This window comes from Bdellovibrio bacteriovorus (genome assembly GCF_001592745.1).
GTDB classification, from domain to species: domain Bacteria; phylum Bdellovibrionota; class Bdellovibrionia; order Bdellovibrionales; family Bdellovibrionaceae; genus Bdellovibrio; species Bdellovibrio bacteriovorus_B.
The window spans coordinates 2,072,432-2,088,830 of the sequence record NZ_LUKD01000001.1 but is presented as its reverse complement, the minus strand read 5'-3'; the positions used below and the strand labels follow the sequence as shown (position 1 = coordinate 2,088,830).

Below are 16,399 nucleotides of genomic sequence, written 5' to 3'. Positions count from 1 at the left end.
GTTTGCATGTCCTACGAAGAAAACGAATCACGTCCGCCTCTCGAAGTTCCTAAAGAAGCTATCAGCGATGAGGCTTTGCGCGGAATTATTGAAAACTTCATTCAGCGTGAAGGCACTGATTACGGCCGTGAAGAAGTCGCGTTCGAAACCAAATTCAATCAAATTAGAAAACAGATCGACAAAGGCGACGTGAAAATTGTTTTTGATCCCAACACCGAATCTGTAGGGCTGATGAACACTCGCGATTGGCAAAAACTGCAAAAGTCCTAACGATTTCCGTAAGCCTGATAAAGTCTTTGAATATCTGACTGAGAAAGATTTCTTAAAGGCGCAATCTGGCGTCCCGGATCTTTCGATACTAGCGTCTGCGACGTCCCTGGCTTTGCAAAAGTGTCGCTCGGATAAAGCATCAACGAGTTGTAATCAAACGCCGCTAGGCCTGACACCTTCATAAGGCTTGAAGGAAAAATTTCAAAGTTTATCAGATACCCATCTTCGACATTTTCTTTAAGAACTTGCACAAAAGACTCGCGGTCTGTGCGGTTCTGTTCATGAATGAATCCCAGAGCATGCATAATCTCGTGGGCTATTTCTGCGGGAGCGCAATTCGGAGCTAACCATACGGGTTGTTTTCCACCGATTTTTCCCAAATAGCTTTTGCAATCTTTCGTCCCCGTTTGGAAAACCAAAACATCTTCTTGATCTGTGTAGTCCACAAATCGAATGGGTGTGTTTGCAAAAAACAGTAAAGCTTCGCGCACACGCTGTGGATTTTCTAAATCAGGCTGAATGTAAATAGGAATTTCCGCCGAATCCCAAAGTTGCAACTCTAGTGGCTTTGTCAATCCCGTCGTTGGGGCCCCCGCCTCTACCTGACCTAAAATGATATCACCGTCCGCGACAGCCATACCCTCTTCAAGACGATAGCGAACTGCACCCAGTTCGGCCGGAGTTTTTTGCGACGGAGTTACTGGCAAAGCTTCGACTTGTCTTTCACTTCCAGGAATATTTTCATTCGGATTTTGTGTCGAAACTGCAGGAGCCGACGAGTCATTCACTAAAGACTGAAGATTTTCTTCTTTGTTCAAAACTTGCTGTTCCGAAGGCGGTGCATTTTGTTCGCGAATGGCATCGTCGCGCCTTGAAAATAAATAGGCGCCTAGAACAAGAATAAAAATTAGAAGAGAGATTAAGAAGCGATTGCTCAATGCCGACCACCTTAAAGTATATCTAAGCCTTGAGAATTTTTGTATAGAGGTCAAAATAAAAAAACACCGGTGTCGTGAGCCGGTGTTTTTTAAAGTCGTGTTTTAAATTGTTAAGGGTTGAAGATGAAAGCAATTAGTCGTTGCTGAATCCTGAAACAGGAAATAGCGATACGGAAATTTGATATGTCTTTCCTTGCGCTACGCCCGCATCAAGAAACTGAGCAAGTTCTTTGCGGAAGTTTTTGATTTTCTCTTTTGCTTCTGGCAAGCGGTTTTCATCAACAGTGATAGAGATTGTTGATTGCTCACGCTCTTCAGTAGGCATTTTCTCCAGAAGACGCTCAAGCTTGCGCTTCATCTTCTTTTCACGAGAAACTTCACCAAAACGTTGAAGCTCGTCTGGAGTAAGGTTTAAACGCTCCCCGAACATGCGAATTGTTCTGATAGTTACTGTTCTTTTTCCATTTAGAATTTTGGACAAGAATGACGAGTCCACTTCCAAATGGCGCGCGAACGCGCGGAGAGAGTAACGAGGATAGTTTTGGCTACGGCGAGCCAGTTCATCTTCTAAGAATTGTCGGAAATCCGAGTTTTTATTTACGTCCTGCATGAGGACACAATTATGTGCAGGACTCCTAATAATCAATAAGTTGTTCACAGCCTTACAGACATTTAATAAAGCCATTCCGGCTGCGTCAATTACACGGACTCCATTACGGATTTTTTATGTAAAATCAACAGTTTACGGGCGCGTCCGCGTTCGACAAATTCGTAATGTTCATTACAGAATTCGTACTGAAAATTCGGGATTTCGGAGAGAAAACCAATCAATTTATCTTCGTAATTTTGCGGACACAGAATCACTCGCTGCGCTTGCAAAAGATCTTTCTGATGAAGTGAGTTCAAGATTTTAAAAATAGTGTGCGTGCCGACGCCAGCTATGACCACATTGCCTTTAAGCACCGTGTCTAAGTCCTCACCTGCGGAAGTAAAGAACTCAGCCCGGCTCGTAGACAGCTCGTCAAAATGCTTTTCACTGAAGCGAGCGCGCAATTGATCCATGATATGTGCGACTTGATCAACGAAATAGACTTCCGGAAACAATCCGCTGCGATAGGCGCTGATTCCCAAAATGCCGTGATCGCAGCAAAAGTCCCAGACAGGTTGTCCAGGAAGAAGCTGATCAAAAATAAGCTGCATGCGGAGAGGCAATTTGTACATCGACGCTCTAGATATCATTGACTGTCTGCCAAGGGAAAAGGAAACTCCCGGGCTATGAAAAAGACTCCATTAGCAGATATCCACGTAAATTCGGGCGGCCGTATGGTCGACTTCGCAGGCTGGTATATGCCTGTTCAATATTCTGGCCTTCGTGAAGAGCACGACAATGTTCGTAAGAACGTAGGTCTTTTCGATGTGTCTCACATGGGCGAAGTTCGCGTGAAGGGACCGAAAGCTTTAGAAACTCTCGAGTGGCTGACAACGAATGATGTCGCAAAATTGAATGACGGAGAAGCGCAATATTCTCTTCTTCCGAATGATCAAGGCGGCTTGGTTGATGACATTATCGTTTATTGCTTGAAGAAAAACGAAGATTACTTGGTCTGTGTAAATGCCTCCAACAAAGACAAAGACTTCGCTTGGATGACGAAGAATAATAAAGGCGCTGACATCACTGATGAAAGCGATATGTGGGGTCAGATCGCGATTCAAGGTCCAAAAGCTTTGGAGCTTTGCGATCGCGTTTTCGGATTTAAAGTCAGTGAAATGAAGCCTTTCACTTTGAAATCCGGCCAATTCCAAAATTTCAAAATCATGGTCGCAACAACGGGCTACACGGGTGAAAAAGGCTGCGAGGTTTTTGTTGAAGCGGCAGGCACAGGCGCCCTTTGGAATCATCTTTTGAATGAAGGTAAAGACTTGGGAGCTCAACCTATTGGTTTGGGTGCTCGTGACACTCTTCGTACTGAAATGAAGTACTCTTTGTATGGTCATGAGATTGATGACACGACGAATCCATACGAGGCGGGTTTAGGCTGGGTTATTAAGCCAGCTAAAAAAGACTTTATCGGCAAAGCGATTATCGTGGGTAAAAAAGAGGCCGGCCTACAAAGAAATCTTGTGGGATTTAAGATGCTTGAGAAGGGCATCCCTCGTCAGGGTTACAGCCTATTTTCTTTTGACAACAAAGAAATCGGCAAGGTAACTAGTGGTACACATTCTCCGACTTTGGATGAACCTATCGGTATCGCCTACATCGACGTAGCTTTTGCAAAAGAAGGAACTGAGTTTCTTCTAGATATTCGCGGCCGTAAAACTAAAGCGGTGGTTTGTAAGACACCTTTTGTTCAGAAATAAGGAGCCGAAAATGGCATTTCACATCCCTGAAGACTACTATTACACAAAAGAACACGAGTGGGCTCAAGTTGACGAGAACATCGTGACTGTCGGTATCACTGAATTCGCTCAAGACCAATTGGGTGAAGTGGTTTACGTTGAGCTTCCAGAAGAAGGTCAAAAAATCACTCAAGGTCAAACTTTCGGCGTTATCGAGTCCGTTAAGGCTGTCAGCGACCTTTATGCCCCTGTTTCAGGCACTGTAATCGAAGTTAACACGGCTTTATCTGATGATCCGTCAGTTTTGAATGACGATCCAGTGAACGAAGGCTGGTTGGTTCGTATCGAAATGGATACTGAAAAAGAACTAGCAAACCTTATGAGAGCTCCTGACTACAAAAAATTGATCAGCGAGAAATAGTTCTTGCAAGATAGCGCGGAAATGCGCTATCTCTTTGTTTCAAATTACGGTGTTGCCCCGCTGGTGAAATTGGCAGACACGCTAGACTTAGGATCTAGTGCGCAAGCGTGGGGGTTCAAGTCCCTCGCGGGGCACCAAAAATAAGAAAACCAACCCAGAGGGTTGGTTTTTTTATTTTCGGGGCCACCGCTTCGGGCCTCTCGGGCGGTGAACCGCCTTCGCGGCTCACCTTCCTCCATGCTCCGCAATAAAACGATCCACGGGATCGTTTTACCGCGGGCACAACCTCGCGGGGCCATCCTCCGATCTAAGAGGGATTCTTTTCGCTCCCCTTCGGGGTCGCTTGTTTTTTTTGTGCTCCTGGTTTTTGGGGTCCAATCGATTTTCTTATTTTTAATCGACTAAAGATGATTTGTTTTGTTCCCTTTGATTCGTTACTTTTTAAGAAGTGACTTAAGGAGCTTCTATGAAAATTTCTGTTTTGTTTGTGGGATTGATGGTTGTTGCTGGTTCTGCGTTGGCTCAAGTGAAAGTGCCTGATTTTTTCAAGACGTCACGTGAACGCTGTGATTTTGTTCTTCGCTATATGGCTTCGACTCCGGATTGCCGAAGTATCGCGACTGATGTTTGTCCTCCCGGATCGGGAATGGATGCAGCCTCATGTGCAGTTGCTATTGGAAATATTAAGTGCGATCAAAATCGCAATGAAACTCTTTACCGCTGCAAAGAAGAGTGTTCAGGAACTGCTGACGTTAATAAATGTAATTAAGTAGCATTGATAAAAGAGCGGCTGAGAGGTCGCTCTTTTCTTTTAGTAGAACATTTTGTGCAAATAGATAGGCTGATAAACGAAGTTTGAATTTACGTTGGATACTGAGACAGATGTATCAACATCACCGCCCACAGCGCCTTCGACGAAACCATGACAGCGGTACTGTTTTCCAAGAGTTAGTCCACAGAACATATCACCGGCTGTGAGAATTTTAGAATAGCCCATCCCAGAATCAATGAGCGTAGCATTAAGTTGGTTGAGCACGGTATTACCAAAGGGAGGTTGTGCCAAACCGACGGTGGGCATATGCACAGACCAGCATTTAACCGCGTTGCTAGTTAAGATTCCGCACGCAAAATCCGCGCCTGAATAGACGGATAAATAGTCATTAGCTCCATCAATCAGATAAGGATTCACTACGTTTCCAGAACTTCCGTTCCCGACGTCTCCACTGCCGCCCCAACACTTCAGCTTGCCAGCCGTCGTTACACCGCAAGTGTAGGTAGAACCCAATGAGATTGATTTATAAGTGACTCCCGGATCCACTTCTGTCGGATTAGGATTGTTTGTTGTATTGCCAATTCCTAAGTGTCCGTTGGTGTTAGTACCCCAGCATTTCAACATGCCCGTCGTAGTGATGCCGCAAGTATGATTAAAGCCGCGTTCCACTGTTTTATATTTCGTAGGCGCATCGATAGTTTTGAACGCCGCTACAGCGGTAATCGTTCCATCACCTAGTTGTCCCGAGCCGTTAAAACCGGCGCAACGTAAATCTCCGGTTGTCGTGACTCCGCAAGTTCCATGGTTTTCCATACTGACATGAACATATTTGTAGCCAGGATCTACCAGTGTTGGGACGTTCACTCGCGGAGCGGAGCCAGTTGATGGCACCGAAGAGGAACCAAGTTCACCATAATGATTTCGACCCCAACATTTCAAATCGCCACTTTCCGTAATGGCACAATGGTCAGAGCTATGACGAGAAGCCACCTGAACGTAATTTGTATCTGCATCAATTAAAACTGGCGCCGGTCGACGTACCGTGGCTGTTGTTCCATCACCCATCACCTCGGTAGTACCCCAACAATAAAGTTTTTTATTGCTGATACCGCAGGCAACCGTATCATGATGCCCGCCTCCTCCGAAGGACACGGTATCAAAGTTAAAGTCTTTGAAAAATTCTCCCCAACGAGAGAAGAAGCCGATGTTGTGACCCGCACCGAAGGAGTTGTACTGCTGACTGGCACCGGAATCGAAACCAAAATTTCCCCAGCAGCGTAAATAGCCTGACGTTGGAATTCCGCAGACACGCCCCGCGCCCAAAGCAATTTTATCATACAACATTCCGCCGTCACTAAGAGTCGGTGACCTGCGAGAATTCCCTGAAGTTCCATCAGCGACCTGACCAGCATCATTAAATCCGAAGCAATATAGGACTTTTCCTGTGGTGAGCGCACACGTTGTTCCACGCGAAGTCGCATTTGTATCCGTATTCACAGCAACAGAGACGAAAGTTTCAGAAGAATCCACGTTGGTAGGACTAGATTTTGCTATATTTGTACCGTCGCCAATCTGCCCCCATGAATTAGCGCCACCCCAACATTTCAATTGGCCCGTCATAGTCACTGCGCACGAGTGTGACGATCCGACCGCCACCATGGAATAATCCGTGGTGGAGTCGACATCTTGCGGGGTATTGAAGCTGCCACCCGTTGGTAATGCGCCATTTCCGTTATTTCCCCAGCAACGCAATTTATGAGTGGAAGTCACTGCGCAGGAACCATCGGCACCCACGGATACATATTTATAGTCTGTAGCTCCATCAACTTCGACAGGGTCTGAAGGTATAGGGCTCGTCGTGCCTTTTCCGATTTCGCCGTAGCTATTTGAGCCCCAGCAACGAAGTTTGTTGTTGATAGTAATACCACACGTATGTCGATTGCCTGTGCTTATCATCAAATACAGATTGGGAGAGTCTGCTATTACAGGACTTGAACGATTCGTACTAGTGCCGTCGCCAAGCTGTTTGACCGTGTTAGTTCCCCAGCAATACAGCACACCCGACGTCGTTATAGCGCAAGTATGTTCGTGTCCTGTAGAGATACTAGCGAATGTAGGATTCCCAGCAACAGTGACAAGGGCGGCTCTGTCTCGGAAATTGCCGTCTCCCGTCCCTAGGGCCTGAGAGGAGTTGTATCCCCAACAACGAATAAATCCATCCGATAAAATCGCGCAAGAGTGTCTTTGGTTCAGTGCAACCGCCGTCACTTTCAAATTCTTTTCATCATCCGCAATGAAGTACTGTGCTTGATAGTTAATACCAAGGATTGCCGCAATCGTCGAAGTACGAGTGATGTGCACGTTCAGAACTTTTTCGCCTTCTACGAGTGCATTGTCTGGAAAGTTCGCCGTGATTGTAGCTGAAGCCGTATTCGCAGGAATCGTCACGGAACCCGAACTCAAATTATGATGAGTTGAATTTAACGCATCTCCAGTAACTTTGTAGTAAACGATGACGTCATAGTTTTTAACAGGATTGATGGTGAAGGTGATATTTTGGCCGCTGTCACCTTCGTTCACTCTATTCTGCGAGGCAGAAGTAATCTGCACTGTTGAAATAGCATCTTTAATCCAAGTAACTTCTGTCGCCGCCGTTTCTGACTGCCAAGTACCGAAAGTATCTGAACCAATCACACATAAAGTGACAGGACCATTCGGAATCGCACTGATATTGTCAGTGATCGCAGTTCCCACTGGAACTTGCCCACTGTAAGTCGCCGTCGCACAAGTGCCTGATGTGATAAATGCCTTCTTATACTGCGTAACGCTTGTTCCTGAAACCGTGATATTGACAGAAGTTGCTGATGAAACTCCTGTGGGCGCTCCTGTAATCACGGCGGTCAAAGCATCCCGAGTCCATGAAGCTTCCGTATGTGCCGGAGACCAATTACCCGCTGTATCGCGACCCCAAACACAAAGTTTGTAATCACCATTCACCAGGATTCGGTCTGAAATCGTCGAAGACAGGAAGTTATCGCTTCCCAAGTAGCTCGTAGGTGCCGAACACGAATTTGTTTCTCCTGGACGGATCAGGAAATATTTAAATAGATTCACGCCCGCTCCACCCACCGTCACGTTCAGGGCACTATTTGCATTCGTTCCGGAAGGAGCATTCGTCAGTGTCGCATTGCCAGGAGGAACCGTATCCTTATAGAAATGGCCAAAGGCCGTTATCATATTTCCGCTCGGGCGAGTATGAACGAAACTGAATGAATAGGTCGACGAAGTATTATCTGCAATACCGCTAGCATTTACTGTCATTGACCAAAAGCCGCCGGCACATGTTGTTGTTCCGGTGATACTTGGTTCTCCTGCCAAAGAAAGAGTGATCGGTCGACCGTATTCAGAACAAGTCCCAGTAATTTCGAAAGCCGTTTGGTTGACACCATTAATATACGTACCAACTGCCATGGTAACTGCGAGAGAAGGAATGACGGTGTCGTGGATAATCGTATCCGACAAACAATTCGTCTCGTTACCAGCCGCATCGCGAGCTTTATAGTAAATCCAGTTGTTGTCGTTCGCTGTAGGAAGCGTCCAAGATTTCGTAACAGCAAACGGCTCCCAAGTGCCTCCAGTCAGGCAAAGCGCGTTGTTGGTAATGTACATTTCTGTCGCACCACCCGCCATTGAAAGGTTCAGCGTCGCAGCTAAGTTATTTGTGTAGGCATCACCGTTATTGATGGCCATCGTTGCCGTCGGTGCTACCGTGTCTTTAACAAAAACAACTGTTACCGAGGGAGCCGCGACACCCGTCATACGAGCGTGGTTGGCGACGACAGTCACATTGCCCTGCCCATAAGTTCCTGAAGAAAGATTTAAAGTTTTTGTCCAAGAGCCTCCTGTACAAAGCGGAGGTGATGTTTGCGTGACTCCATTCGCTGTCAATGTCACTGCGATACCTTCTTCTGAACAGGCTCCAGAGACCGTGAACGAGGCCGCGTTCATCAAGCCGATATATGAACCCGCCGTCGGTGACGCTAAGGACAAGCTAGGCACCGAGCTCGTATGAACGATAGAGTCGGACGTACAGCTCGACTCATTTCCAGCCGTATCCCGGCGTTTCATGCGAACAGTGTTCGTGGCATTGGCTGTTGGTAAGACCCAGGCCTTTGATGCCACATAACTTTCCCAGACTCCTCCAGAACTACAGTCAGCAGCATTCGTGATGTAATATTCCGATGTGCCAGCGACATTCGAGACAGTTAACGTCACATTGAGATTCGTTGTACCCGCTTGACCGCTATTGATTGTGATTGTTCCCGCCGCCGGTGCAGCCGTATCTTTAATATAGTTGGCAGAATTCGCAGAACCCGAATTTCCCGCTTCATCTGACAAAGAAGCTGAAAGAATGAAGTTCCCCTGAGGAAGCGCCGTTAAATCTAAAATCGCAGAATACGAAGTTCCCAAACAAGTCGTGGTCGCGGTGTATCCGCTTGGGCCTGTAATTGTGATGGAACGATTTAATTCAGAACAACTTCCGCTGATGGTGAAGGCCGAAACATTGGCGATATTCACATAGCTATTTGCTGCCGGAGAATCAATCGTAATCGTTGGGGACGTAGAATCGTGAACAATGCTGTCAGAAACACATAGGGTTTCGCCCGAAGCATTTCTAAATTTCGCATACAATGTGTTCGTCGCATTCAGAGCCGGCAAAGTCCAAGACGCAGTTGCGGAATATGAAACCCAACTTCCACCCGATGCACAGCCAGCGACTTCGGTAAGATACATTTCTGTCACATCAGTGACGGACATATCGACAGTCACAACGTTATTGGTTGTTACTGTATTCCCATTATTTAGCGCAAAAGACGTGATAACAGGAGGAGCACCGGTGCGAGATGCTGAAGCCGAAGCATTTCCAACATTACCCGCCGCATCGACTAGCGACGCTGAAATTGAAATAGGTGAACTCAAGACCGATGATACATCTAAATTCGCAGAGTAGGCTCCCGCAGTACAGACCGTTGTTGTGGAAATTGTTCCCGCGATCAGCGTCACTGTTTTTCCATTTTCAGAACAATTTCCCGTGATCGGATAAGAACCTTCATTCATTGGCGTCACGGCAACTGGCGCATCTATCGTGACGGTTGGAGGCACGACATCTTTTTCTACTGGATACTTCTGTTCAAAGGACTGCCCCGTGGGCGCAATCATCGTAAAAACAAGTTCCCCAATATAGTTTGCAGGTAACACCGAAAGGTCCAAAGATCGCGACCAAGAACCGGTGTTATCACATGTGAATTCATGATTTAGTATTGCCGTGGCTTCTGTAATCGTAACTTTAGAACCAGGAACGCAGCTTCCTTTGAATGGAGTTGCCGCCATGTTGCTTCCATTTATACGGCCTTCACTTTCACTAGTTACCGAGAAAAATTCGAGAGATTTGCCACTTATCAATTGAGTATCAAGCGTACAAGACGACAAAATTGTCGCAGCAATGACTGCGACAAACAAATTCCCGACCCAGCGGCAACGTTCAAGAATAGATGAAAGCAGGACTTCCTGCGTGTAAACCCAGAACATGACTCTTTATTTATCGGGAATTCCTCACGAAGTGTTAAAGTCCCGTTAGGGGTATTATGTTCTGCGAATATCGCTCAGTTCTTATCCTGAGACAGCGACAATGTGAGAAAATCCTCTCAAGGCCATTCGTTTGATTTCGCGAGGTCCGTAAACAAACACTCATGTAAGAGTATTATAAACTTAAAATTTTCCCTCGGAAAACCAAGGATCTAGCTTTTTTAAAGAGTGAGTTCCCACTCATATTTCTATTTCATCTGAACGAAAGAAATTCGGTCACCGCGAGCAACAAACTCGACTTGGCAATAGAGTGTTCCTTACCGTTCCATGAATGATCAATATCGAGTCACTTCATCAAAATTTGTACAGGATACCCGCCCGTCGCTATTGAAAATGCGTCGTCCTTGACCAACCCATAGATAGAAAGTTTGTAGCGCATGATCTGATCGGTAGCGGAATCAAGAACATAGGCAAAAGTATTCGCAGCATCCACTGTCATACCGACGGGAGCTATTCCGGCGGCGACCGACGTGGGTGATTGGTGAATCAAGGATCCATCCTGCTGAATGGAATACAACGAAATATCGCTGCTTCCTGAATTTGCAACGAACATCTGACTTCCTGAAATCAGCAGTCCCTGAGGAGCGACTCCCGTGGAGACGGTGGCTTTCTTAGTCAGGGTGCCATCAGCCTCTATTGCAAAAGATTCCACTAAATCCGTCCAGCAACTTGCTGCATACAAAAAAGATCCTTGCTTCAAGGCAGTTACGCCGACGGGACCCGATGGGCAGCTTTCTGCTTGAACCGAAGCCGGACTCAAGGGTTGAAAACTTCCATCAGCCTGCCAACGAAACTGGGCAATAGAATCGTTGTAGTGACTGATGACGTATACATATTCCCCTGACGGAGAAACATGAATTCCTAAAGATGAATCTGCGTATGGAATGAAACCGCTCAAACTCAAAGTCCCATCATCGCTGATCGAAAAGCGCGTGATGTTCGGTTCGGTCATACTTGAAGCATACAGAAATTTCGCGTCGGGACTTAATGCAAGATGAACAGGAGTATCCTCGGTTGCGATGGCTGATGCGATCTCCGTCAACACACCATCCGTACCAATTTTAAATTGGGAAATAGTATTATCGTATTCATCTGCGACATATAAATACTGCTGTGAACTGTCCATGATCATGAAAGAAGGCATAGTTCCAGTGTTGATTGTGGGAGCTGACAATGGTGAAAGCTCACCGTCCTTGGAAAGATGATACTGATAAATCTTGCTATCGCCGCGGCTCAATACGTATACAAACTGATCGCGTCCGACAATTTTCTGTCCGCTTCCGCCACCGCTGCAACCGGCAAAAATAAGAATCGTGAATATCAATATCAATGTTTTTGAAAGTAGGTGTTTCATGTGTTCTCCCTATGGTCTTCAAAGAATGCAAGCAGGGGTCCACCGAAACTAGGTCTTAAGTCGAAACTCATCGAGATGAGGAAAGAACTGCCGAAAAATCGGCGGCACGTTCTGCCGCAGTTTCGGCTGCTGCCGAATTTACACCGCTGTTTCTTTTTTTCGCCGAAAGCCAAAACAGAATTTCAGGAATGTCCAAAGTGTCCAGTTGAGCCGTGCCTTCTGACACTCGATACTGTGAGCCGACTTTGTCAAAAAGGGATTACAATGCAGGTTATTAAAAAGAAGTATGACCCCATGGATGTAAATATTGTTGTGGAAAACGCTGGTGAAGCGACTTTGTCTCGCGCTGAAGTCAGCGTGCGCATTCGGGACATTCTGACGACAATATTGGTCTTTATGTCGGGCGAAAACGATGTGTCCGTTGAAATCACTCACGGCGAAAAAACGACGATATTCAAAGTTAACTGTTCACAAAAATCCATCGGAAAAATCATCGGAGCTCAAGGGAAAAATATCGGAGCTTTAAGAACTCTGGTAGCATCGCTTTCCGGCAGGAATGGTTTTAGAAGCATCGTGGAAGTGCCTTATTATCCCTTCGACAGTAAATAAAAGAGCCGGGTTCTATGAGCACGGAGTCCTACATACTTCATCACGACATCTTTCTTCAGCTGATAAGGGAGCAAAAGCTTTCCCATGCGGCTATTGCAAAGCATTTGAAGATCTCGACAAAAACGGTTCAGCGCTGGGTTAACAAGTCTTCTAAAAAAATAAAAAAAGAACAGCTTAAGGATTTGGCTGAACTGCTGCAGACGGATACTACACAGCTAATTCAAAACAAGAACCGCTTGCGGATCAGTCCCGCGAACAAAGCTTTAGAAGTATTATTGTCAGATCCTTATATGCAAAAAAATCACTGTGATGAAGACTGGCGAAATTATCTTAAGATTCTCAAACACTTTAAAAATGTGGACCTGCCGACACATCAGGCGCTTTTGCTTCACAAAGCTGTTGGAAGGAGTTTTTTAAACCTCGGAAGTTTGCGCGCCGGCAAAGCCTATCTCAAAGCCGCTTGGGATCAGTTGCAACTCAATAAGGATCACTTTCTTGGTGAAAACCTCAGCTTCGAGCTGAAAATCGAGATGGCTTTGACTGAATATTTTCAAGGCGACATCGAAAAAACGCAGCAACATCTTCGAAAGATTTCTTCATCTTTTCTATCCGTGCCAGTTTTTAGTTTATCCAAAGTTCGATACCAACTTCTTCAGGGACATCTTCACTATCACCAAGCGAAATATAAAGACGCCGAAGAACTCTTTCGCGGGGCTCTTCTTTACTGCTTCACTTATAATAAATCGTGTCTGATCGAAGTCGCTCAGCTTTATCAGGCGTTGGGGCTCCTTTATTTTAGAGCAGGTTCTTTAACGAAGTCCTTTTCTTCCTTTATAAAAATGGGAACAGTTTCGCAGAAAATCGAATGGCGCCGCGGGATCTGCACTGCCCAAATGCTGCTGAAGCTTTCAAAAAATTTTCATTCCAATGACATTTCAACTTTTAAAAGTCAGAGGCGATATCTACCGGCCAGCCGCATGCATTCACTTTTCGAAAAAGCCCAGCTTGCACAACACGTTCTAGAAGGAAAATATGACATTGCCGATCAACTGCTGAAATATCGTAAAGAACAGGCAAAGTTCAGTCCCCTATTAACGGCACAAATAAATTTGGAAACGGCCCTTCTTAATCGAGTTTCCAGCGGGAGATTTAAACCCGCAATACATTTGCGGGATACAGAAGATTTTTTGAACAAGAATGATCTGTTCGATCTATTGGATACTTTAAAATTAATTTCAGCCCAAGAGACTATCCAAGAACTGGATTTCTTACGACTGTACTTCTAAGAGGTCCTGTTGTTGACAAGATACTGAGGGATGCGTCCGTCGGCTTCTTATTTGATTTTAAACAGTTCCTTCCCGCATCGCATTTAATACGGCCAGCTAAACGCAGTAATGTTGGCGTTGCATAGAATTTTTCCTATAACTAAAGGATGCATTTTCTTTCACGGCTTCTTACAGTCTTCGTTACGGCGTTTTCGTGTGCTTCTTTTGCAGTGGATTCTTTTTCGTTTCCTCAAGGAGAAGTTAAACTTATTTCGTCCCATACATCTTGGAATGAAGACCAAAAGCCCTCTTTGGGGATTCATTTTAAAATCCAAGACCATTGGCATATTTACTGGAAAAATTCGGGTGATTCAGGTGCCGCGCCAAAATGGACTTGGAACTTTACGAATGCCAGGATTACAAAAGAGCATTGGCCTCTGCCAGAACGTATTCCCGTGGAAGGTTTGATAAACTTCGGTTATTCCGAGGAAGCTCTTTTTGCTTTCGATCTTGAGCCGGAGACAAAGCCAAACCCTGTTCAGGCGTCGCTCCGCTTAGAATTTCTTATCTGTAGAATCGAGTGCGTCCCTTACTTTACTGAGCTGAAAACAGAAATTCCTTATTCTTCTCAACGAGGTCCTCCGGCGGAGACCTTCTCAAAATTCTCTTTTCCTACACCGGCTCCTTCGTCCTTTTCCTGGGTCCCTCGAAAAATAGAGGGCGCAACTTTAAAAACCGTCCTTAACCTTCCCGCGCAAACTGCTCTGAAAAACCTCGAGGTCTTTCCAGAAGACGGGGAAAGTTTTAAAGCGACCGTTCCTGTGCTCACACCTGAGGATCATAACTTTGAAATTGATCTCGCTTTGCAAGATACTTCAAAAACGGATTTCGAAGGAGCTCGTTTTCTTCTAGTGACTGAAAATACCGAAGGTCAAAAGCAAGGATACGAAATTTCTTTGCAGAAAACCGCGCCGACTTCTTTGGTTTTTGTTCTGCTTTGGGCCCTGGTGGGTGGGTTCATTTTAAACTTCATGCCCTGTGTGTTTCCCGTACTTTCCATCAAAGTGTTGAGCTTCTTAGGTCCAGAGAAAAATGCGCAAAGCCTGCGAACCTCAGGTCTTTATTACACTTTGGGCGTCATGATGTCCTTCTTAGCACTGGGCGGAATATTGATGCTATTGCGCGCCGGTGGAGAACAAATCGGCTGGGGTTTCCAGTTACAATCCCCCACTGTCGCCGCTGGAATCTCTATTTTGTTCTTCTGGCTGGGACTTAATTTTTTGGGGACTTTTGAAATCGGTCAGTCGCTAACATATCTAGGTGCAAAGAAGACATCTTCGGATCGTGCGGGGTCTTTCTTAACTGGAGTGCTAGCGACATTGGTTGCAACTCCATGCACGGCCCCTTTCATGGGCGCAGCTCTGGGAGCTTCACTGGCCATGCCCGCCATAAATACTTTGCTTGTCTTTGCTGGCTTAGGTTTGGGAATGGCTTTTCCATTCTTGGTTTTGGCTTATTTCCCGAAGACCGTTCAATATCTGCCAAAGCCGGGCGCGTGGATGGAAAAACTCAAAGAGTTTTTAGCTTTTCCACTTTTTGCGACAGTGCTGTGGTTGCTTTGGGTCTTGTCACATCAAGTGACTATTGCCAGCTTACTCTTTTTATTAGGAATTTATTTAATCATCGCTCTGTGGATCTGGGGTTCCCGCCAAGTTCATAATGAAAGATGGAAGCAAGTTCTTTTATTGCTTGGCTTTTTGCTTTCATTCCTAGTTTTGGCTTTGATGCCACACGAATCGATCACTGTTTCCAAGGTTTCTCAAAGCGACTCCTGGAAAACTTTTAGCAAGGAATCTGTCGCGCAAGATATCGCCGCAGGAAAAGCCGTCTTTATCGACTTCACGGCTGCTTGGTGCATCACCTGCCAGGTGAATAAGAAACTGGTTCTGCACACCTCGGAAGTTCAAAGCGCTTTTACGGCGAACTCTGTACAACTTTACCAAGCGGACTGGACCGACAAGAACCCGGCTATCACTGAGGCCTTAGCCGGATACGGTCGCAACTCTCTGCCGCTTTATGTGTACTACGCGGCGGGCTCCAACAGACCTCTGCTTTTACCCGAGATTTTAACCAAAGGAATTATCTTAGAACTTTTTAACAAGGAGACAAAGTAATGAAAAAACTGTTCGCAATGTTACTGGTTACATGTGCAAGTTCTTTGGCTATGGCCGAAGCCAAAATCGGTAGTCCCGCTCCTGATTTTTCTGTTGTCGATGCCACAGGAAAAACTCACAAGCTTGCTGATTACAAAGGGAAGTATGTTGTTCTTGAGTGGTATAACAAAGACTGCCCTTACGTGCGTAAACACTATGACAGCAAGAACATGCAAAAAATCCAAGGTGACATGACAGCTAAAAACATCGTGTGGTTGTCCGTGATTTCTTCAGCTCCAGGCAAACAAGGTCACTTGGCTGCGACAGATGCGGTGAAGAATGCTCAGAAGGAGGGCTCCAAAGCTTCGGCTATTCTTCTTGATGAAAAAGGAGTTATGGGAAAAGCTTACGGAGCAAAAACAACTCCGCACATGTACCTGATCGATCCTCAAGGTGTTCTTCGCTATAATGGCGCGATCGACAGCAATGATTCCGCAGATCCTAAAACGATTGCTTCGTCGGAAAACTACATCGTTCGTGCCGTGGCGAGCGCTGAAAAAGGCGAAAAGATCGCGAAAGAGACAAGCAAACCTTACGGTTGCAGCGTGAAATATTAATTTAAAATGCGGCTGTC

13 protein-coding genes and 1 tRNA gene are annotated in these 16,399 nt (G+C 45.7%); 9 read left to right on the top strand and 5 right to left on the bottom strand.

Annotated features, from left to right (window positions below):
- The first annotated feature begins 6 nt into the window (after window positions 1-6).
- Window positions 7-270 (top strand): YheU family protein, encoded by a 264-nt coding sequence (locus tag AZI87_RS10030; protein WP_063206398.1) that lies wholly within the window; start codon window positions 7-9, stop codon window positions 268-270.
- On the opposite strand, the gene AZI87_RS10025 is transcribed toward AZI87_RS10030, so the two are convergent.
- From AZI87_RS10025 to AZI87_RS10015, 3 genes are all read right to left on the bottom strand, one after another.
- On the bottom strand, window positions 267-1,208 hold the full coding sequence (locus AZI87_RS10025) for a M12 family metallopeptidase (RefSeq protein ID WP_063206397.1): 942 nt from the start codon (window positions 1,206-1,208) through the stop codon (window positions 267-269). The two genes, AZI87_RS10030 and AZI87_RS10025, sit on opposite strands and share 4 nt — an antisense overlap.
- Window positions 1,209-1,341: 133 nt before the next feature.
- Window positions 1,342-1,818, bottom strand: coding sequence for a DUF4423 domain-containing protein (locus tag AZI87_RS10020; protein ID WP_063206396.1), 477 nt, complete (start codon window positions 1,816-1,818; stop codon window positions 1,342-1,344).
- An 89-nt stretch (window positions 1,819-1,907) separates the two neighbouring features.
- On the bottom strand, window positions 1,908-2,408 hold the full coding sequence (locus AZI87_RS10015) for a tRNA (adenine(22)-N(1))-methyltransferase TrmK (RefSeq protein WP_063206655.1): 501 nt from the start codon (window positions 2,406-2,408) through the stop codon (window positions 1,908-1,910).
- Between the two features lie 75 nt (window positions 2,409-2,483).
- Here AZI87_RS10015 and gcvT point away from each other — a divergent pair, with 75 nt between their 5' ends.
- The 4 genes from gcvT to AZI87_RS09995 all read left to right on the top strand — a co-directional run bounded on the left by gcvT (window position 2,484) and on the right by AZI87_RS09995 (window position 4,735).
- On the top strand, window positions 2,484-3,566 hold the full coding sequence (gene gcvT, locus AZI87_RS10010) for a glycine cleavage system aminomethyltransferase GcvT (RefSeq protein ID WP_063206395.1): 1,083 nt from the start codon (window positions 2,484-2,486) through the stop codon (window positions 3,564-3,566).
- Window positions 3,567-3,576: 10 nt separating this feature from the next.
- The gene (gene gcvH / locus AZI87_RS10005; RefSeq protein WP_063206394.1) at window positions 3,577-3,966 is read left to right on the top strand and encodes a glycine cleavage system protein GcvH; all 390 of its coding nucleotides are present in this window, start codon (window positions 3,577-3,579) and stop codon (window positions 3,964-3,966) included.
- A 54-nt stretch (window positions 3,967-4,020) separates the two neighbouring features.
- Window positions 4,021-4,103 (top strand) — tRNA-Leu (locus tag AZI87_RS10000).
- Between the two features lie 329 nt (window positions 4,104-4,432).
- Entirely contained in the window at window positions 4,433-4,735 is a 303-nt protein-coding gene (locus tag AZI87_RS09995; RefSeq protein WP_063206393.1) for a hypothetical protein, read from the top strand.
- A 42-nt stretch (window positions 4,736-4,777) separates the two neighbouring features.
- Here AZI87_RS09995 and AZI87_RS09990 read toward each other — a convergent pair whose 3' ends face one another.
- Entirely contained in the window at window positions 4,778-10,129 is a 5,352-nt protein-coding gene (locus AZI87_RS09990) for a hypothetical protein (RefSeq protein ID WP_172795511.1), read from the bottom strand.
- 541 nt (window positions 10,130-10,670) lie between these two features.
- Window positions 10,671-11,738 (bottom strand): lactonase family protein, encoded by a 1,068-nt coding sequence (locus AZI87_RS09985; RefSeq protein WP_063206391.1) that lies wholly within the window; start codon window positions 11,736-11,738, stop codon window positions 10,671-10,673.
- 264 nt (window positions 11,739-12,002) lie between these two features.
- Between AZI87_RS09985 and AZI87_RS18285 the strand changes: the two genes are divergently transcribed.
- From AZI87_RS18285 to AZI87_RS09965, 4 genes are all read left to right on the top strand, one after another.
- Window positions 12,003-12,347: a KH domain-containing protein gene (locus tag AZI87_RS18285; RefSeq protein WP_063206390.1), complete on the top strand. Its 345-nt coding sequence runs from the start codon at window positions 12,003-12,005 to the stop codon at window positions 12,345-12,347.
- A gap of 14 nt (window positions 12,348-12,361) precedes the next feature.
- Window positions 12,362-13,633, top strand: a complete 1,272-nt coding sequence (locus AZI87_RS09975; RefSeq protein ID WP_063206389.1) for a hypothetical protein — start codon at window positions 12,362-12,364, stop codon at window positions 13,631-13,633.
- Between the two features lie 146 nt (window positions 13,634-13,779).
- Window positions 13,780-15,786, top strand: a complete 2,007-nt coding sequence (locus AZI87_RS09970) for a protein-disulfide reductase DsbD family protein (RefSeq protein ID WP_063206388.1) — start codon at window positions 13,780-13,782, stop codon at window positions 15,784-15,786.
- Entirely contained in the window at window positions 15,786-16,382 is a 597-nt protein-coding gene (locus tag AZI87_RS09965; RefSeq protein WP_063206387.1) for a redoxin domain-containing protein, read from the top strand. Before AZI87_RS09970 ends, AZI87_RS09965 begins: the two co-directional genes overlap by 1 nt.
- The last annotated feature ends 17 nt before the right edge of the window (window positions 16,383-16,399 follow it).

Excerpts from the sequence above, each read along its gene's own strand:
- AZI87_RS10030 (WP_063206398.1), top strand. The coding sequence starts at position 7 with ATGTCCTACGAAGAAAACGAATCACGTCCGCCTCTCGAAGTTCCTAAA.
- AZI87_RS10020 (WP_063206396.1), bottom strand. The coding sequence starts at position 1,818 with ATGCAGGACGTAAATAAAAACTCGGATTTCCGACAATTCTTAGAAGAT.
- AZI87_RS10015 (WP_063206655.1), bottom strand. The coding sequence starts at position 2,408 with ATGCAGCTTATTTTTGATCAGCTTCTTCCTGGACAACCTGTCTGGGAC.
- gcvT (WP_063206395.1), top strand. The coding sequence starts at position 2,484 with ATGAAAAAGACTCCATTAGCAGATATCCACGTAAATTCGGGCGGCCGT.
- gcvH (WP_063206394.1), top strand. The coding sequence starts at position 3,577 with ATGGCATTTCACATCCCTGAAGACTACTATTACACAAAAGAACACGAG.
- AZI87_RS09995 (WP_063206393.1), top strand. The coding sequence starts at position 4,433 with ATGAAAATTTCTGTTTTGTTTGTGGGATTGATGGTTGTTGCTGGTTCT.
- AZI87_RS09990 (WP_172795511.1), bottom strand. The coding sequence starts at position 10,129 with ATGGCGGCAACTCCATTCAAAGGAAGCTGCGTTCCTGGTTCTAAAGTT.
- AZI87_RS09985 (WP_063206391.1), bottom strand. The coding sequence starts at position 11,738 with ATGAAACACCTACTTTCAAAAACATTGATATTGATATTCACGATTCTT.
- AZI87_RS18285 (WP_063206390.1), top strand. The coding sequence starts at position 12,003 with ATGCAGGTTATTAAAAAGAAGTATGACCCCATGGATGTAAATATTGTT.
- AZI87_RS09975 (WP_063206389.1), top strand. The coding sequence starts at position 12,362 with ATGAGCACGGAGTCCTACATACTTCATCACGACATCTTTCTTCAGCTG.
- AZI87_RS09970 (WP_063206388.1), top strand. The coding sequence starts at position 13,780 with ATGCATTTTCTTTCACGGCTTCTTACAGTCTTCGTTACGGCGTTTTCG.
- AZI87_RS09965 (WP_063206387.1), top strand. The coding sequence starts at position 15,786 with ATGAAAAAACTGTTCGCAATGTTACTGGTTACATGTGCAAGTTCTTTG.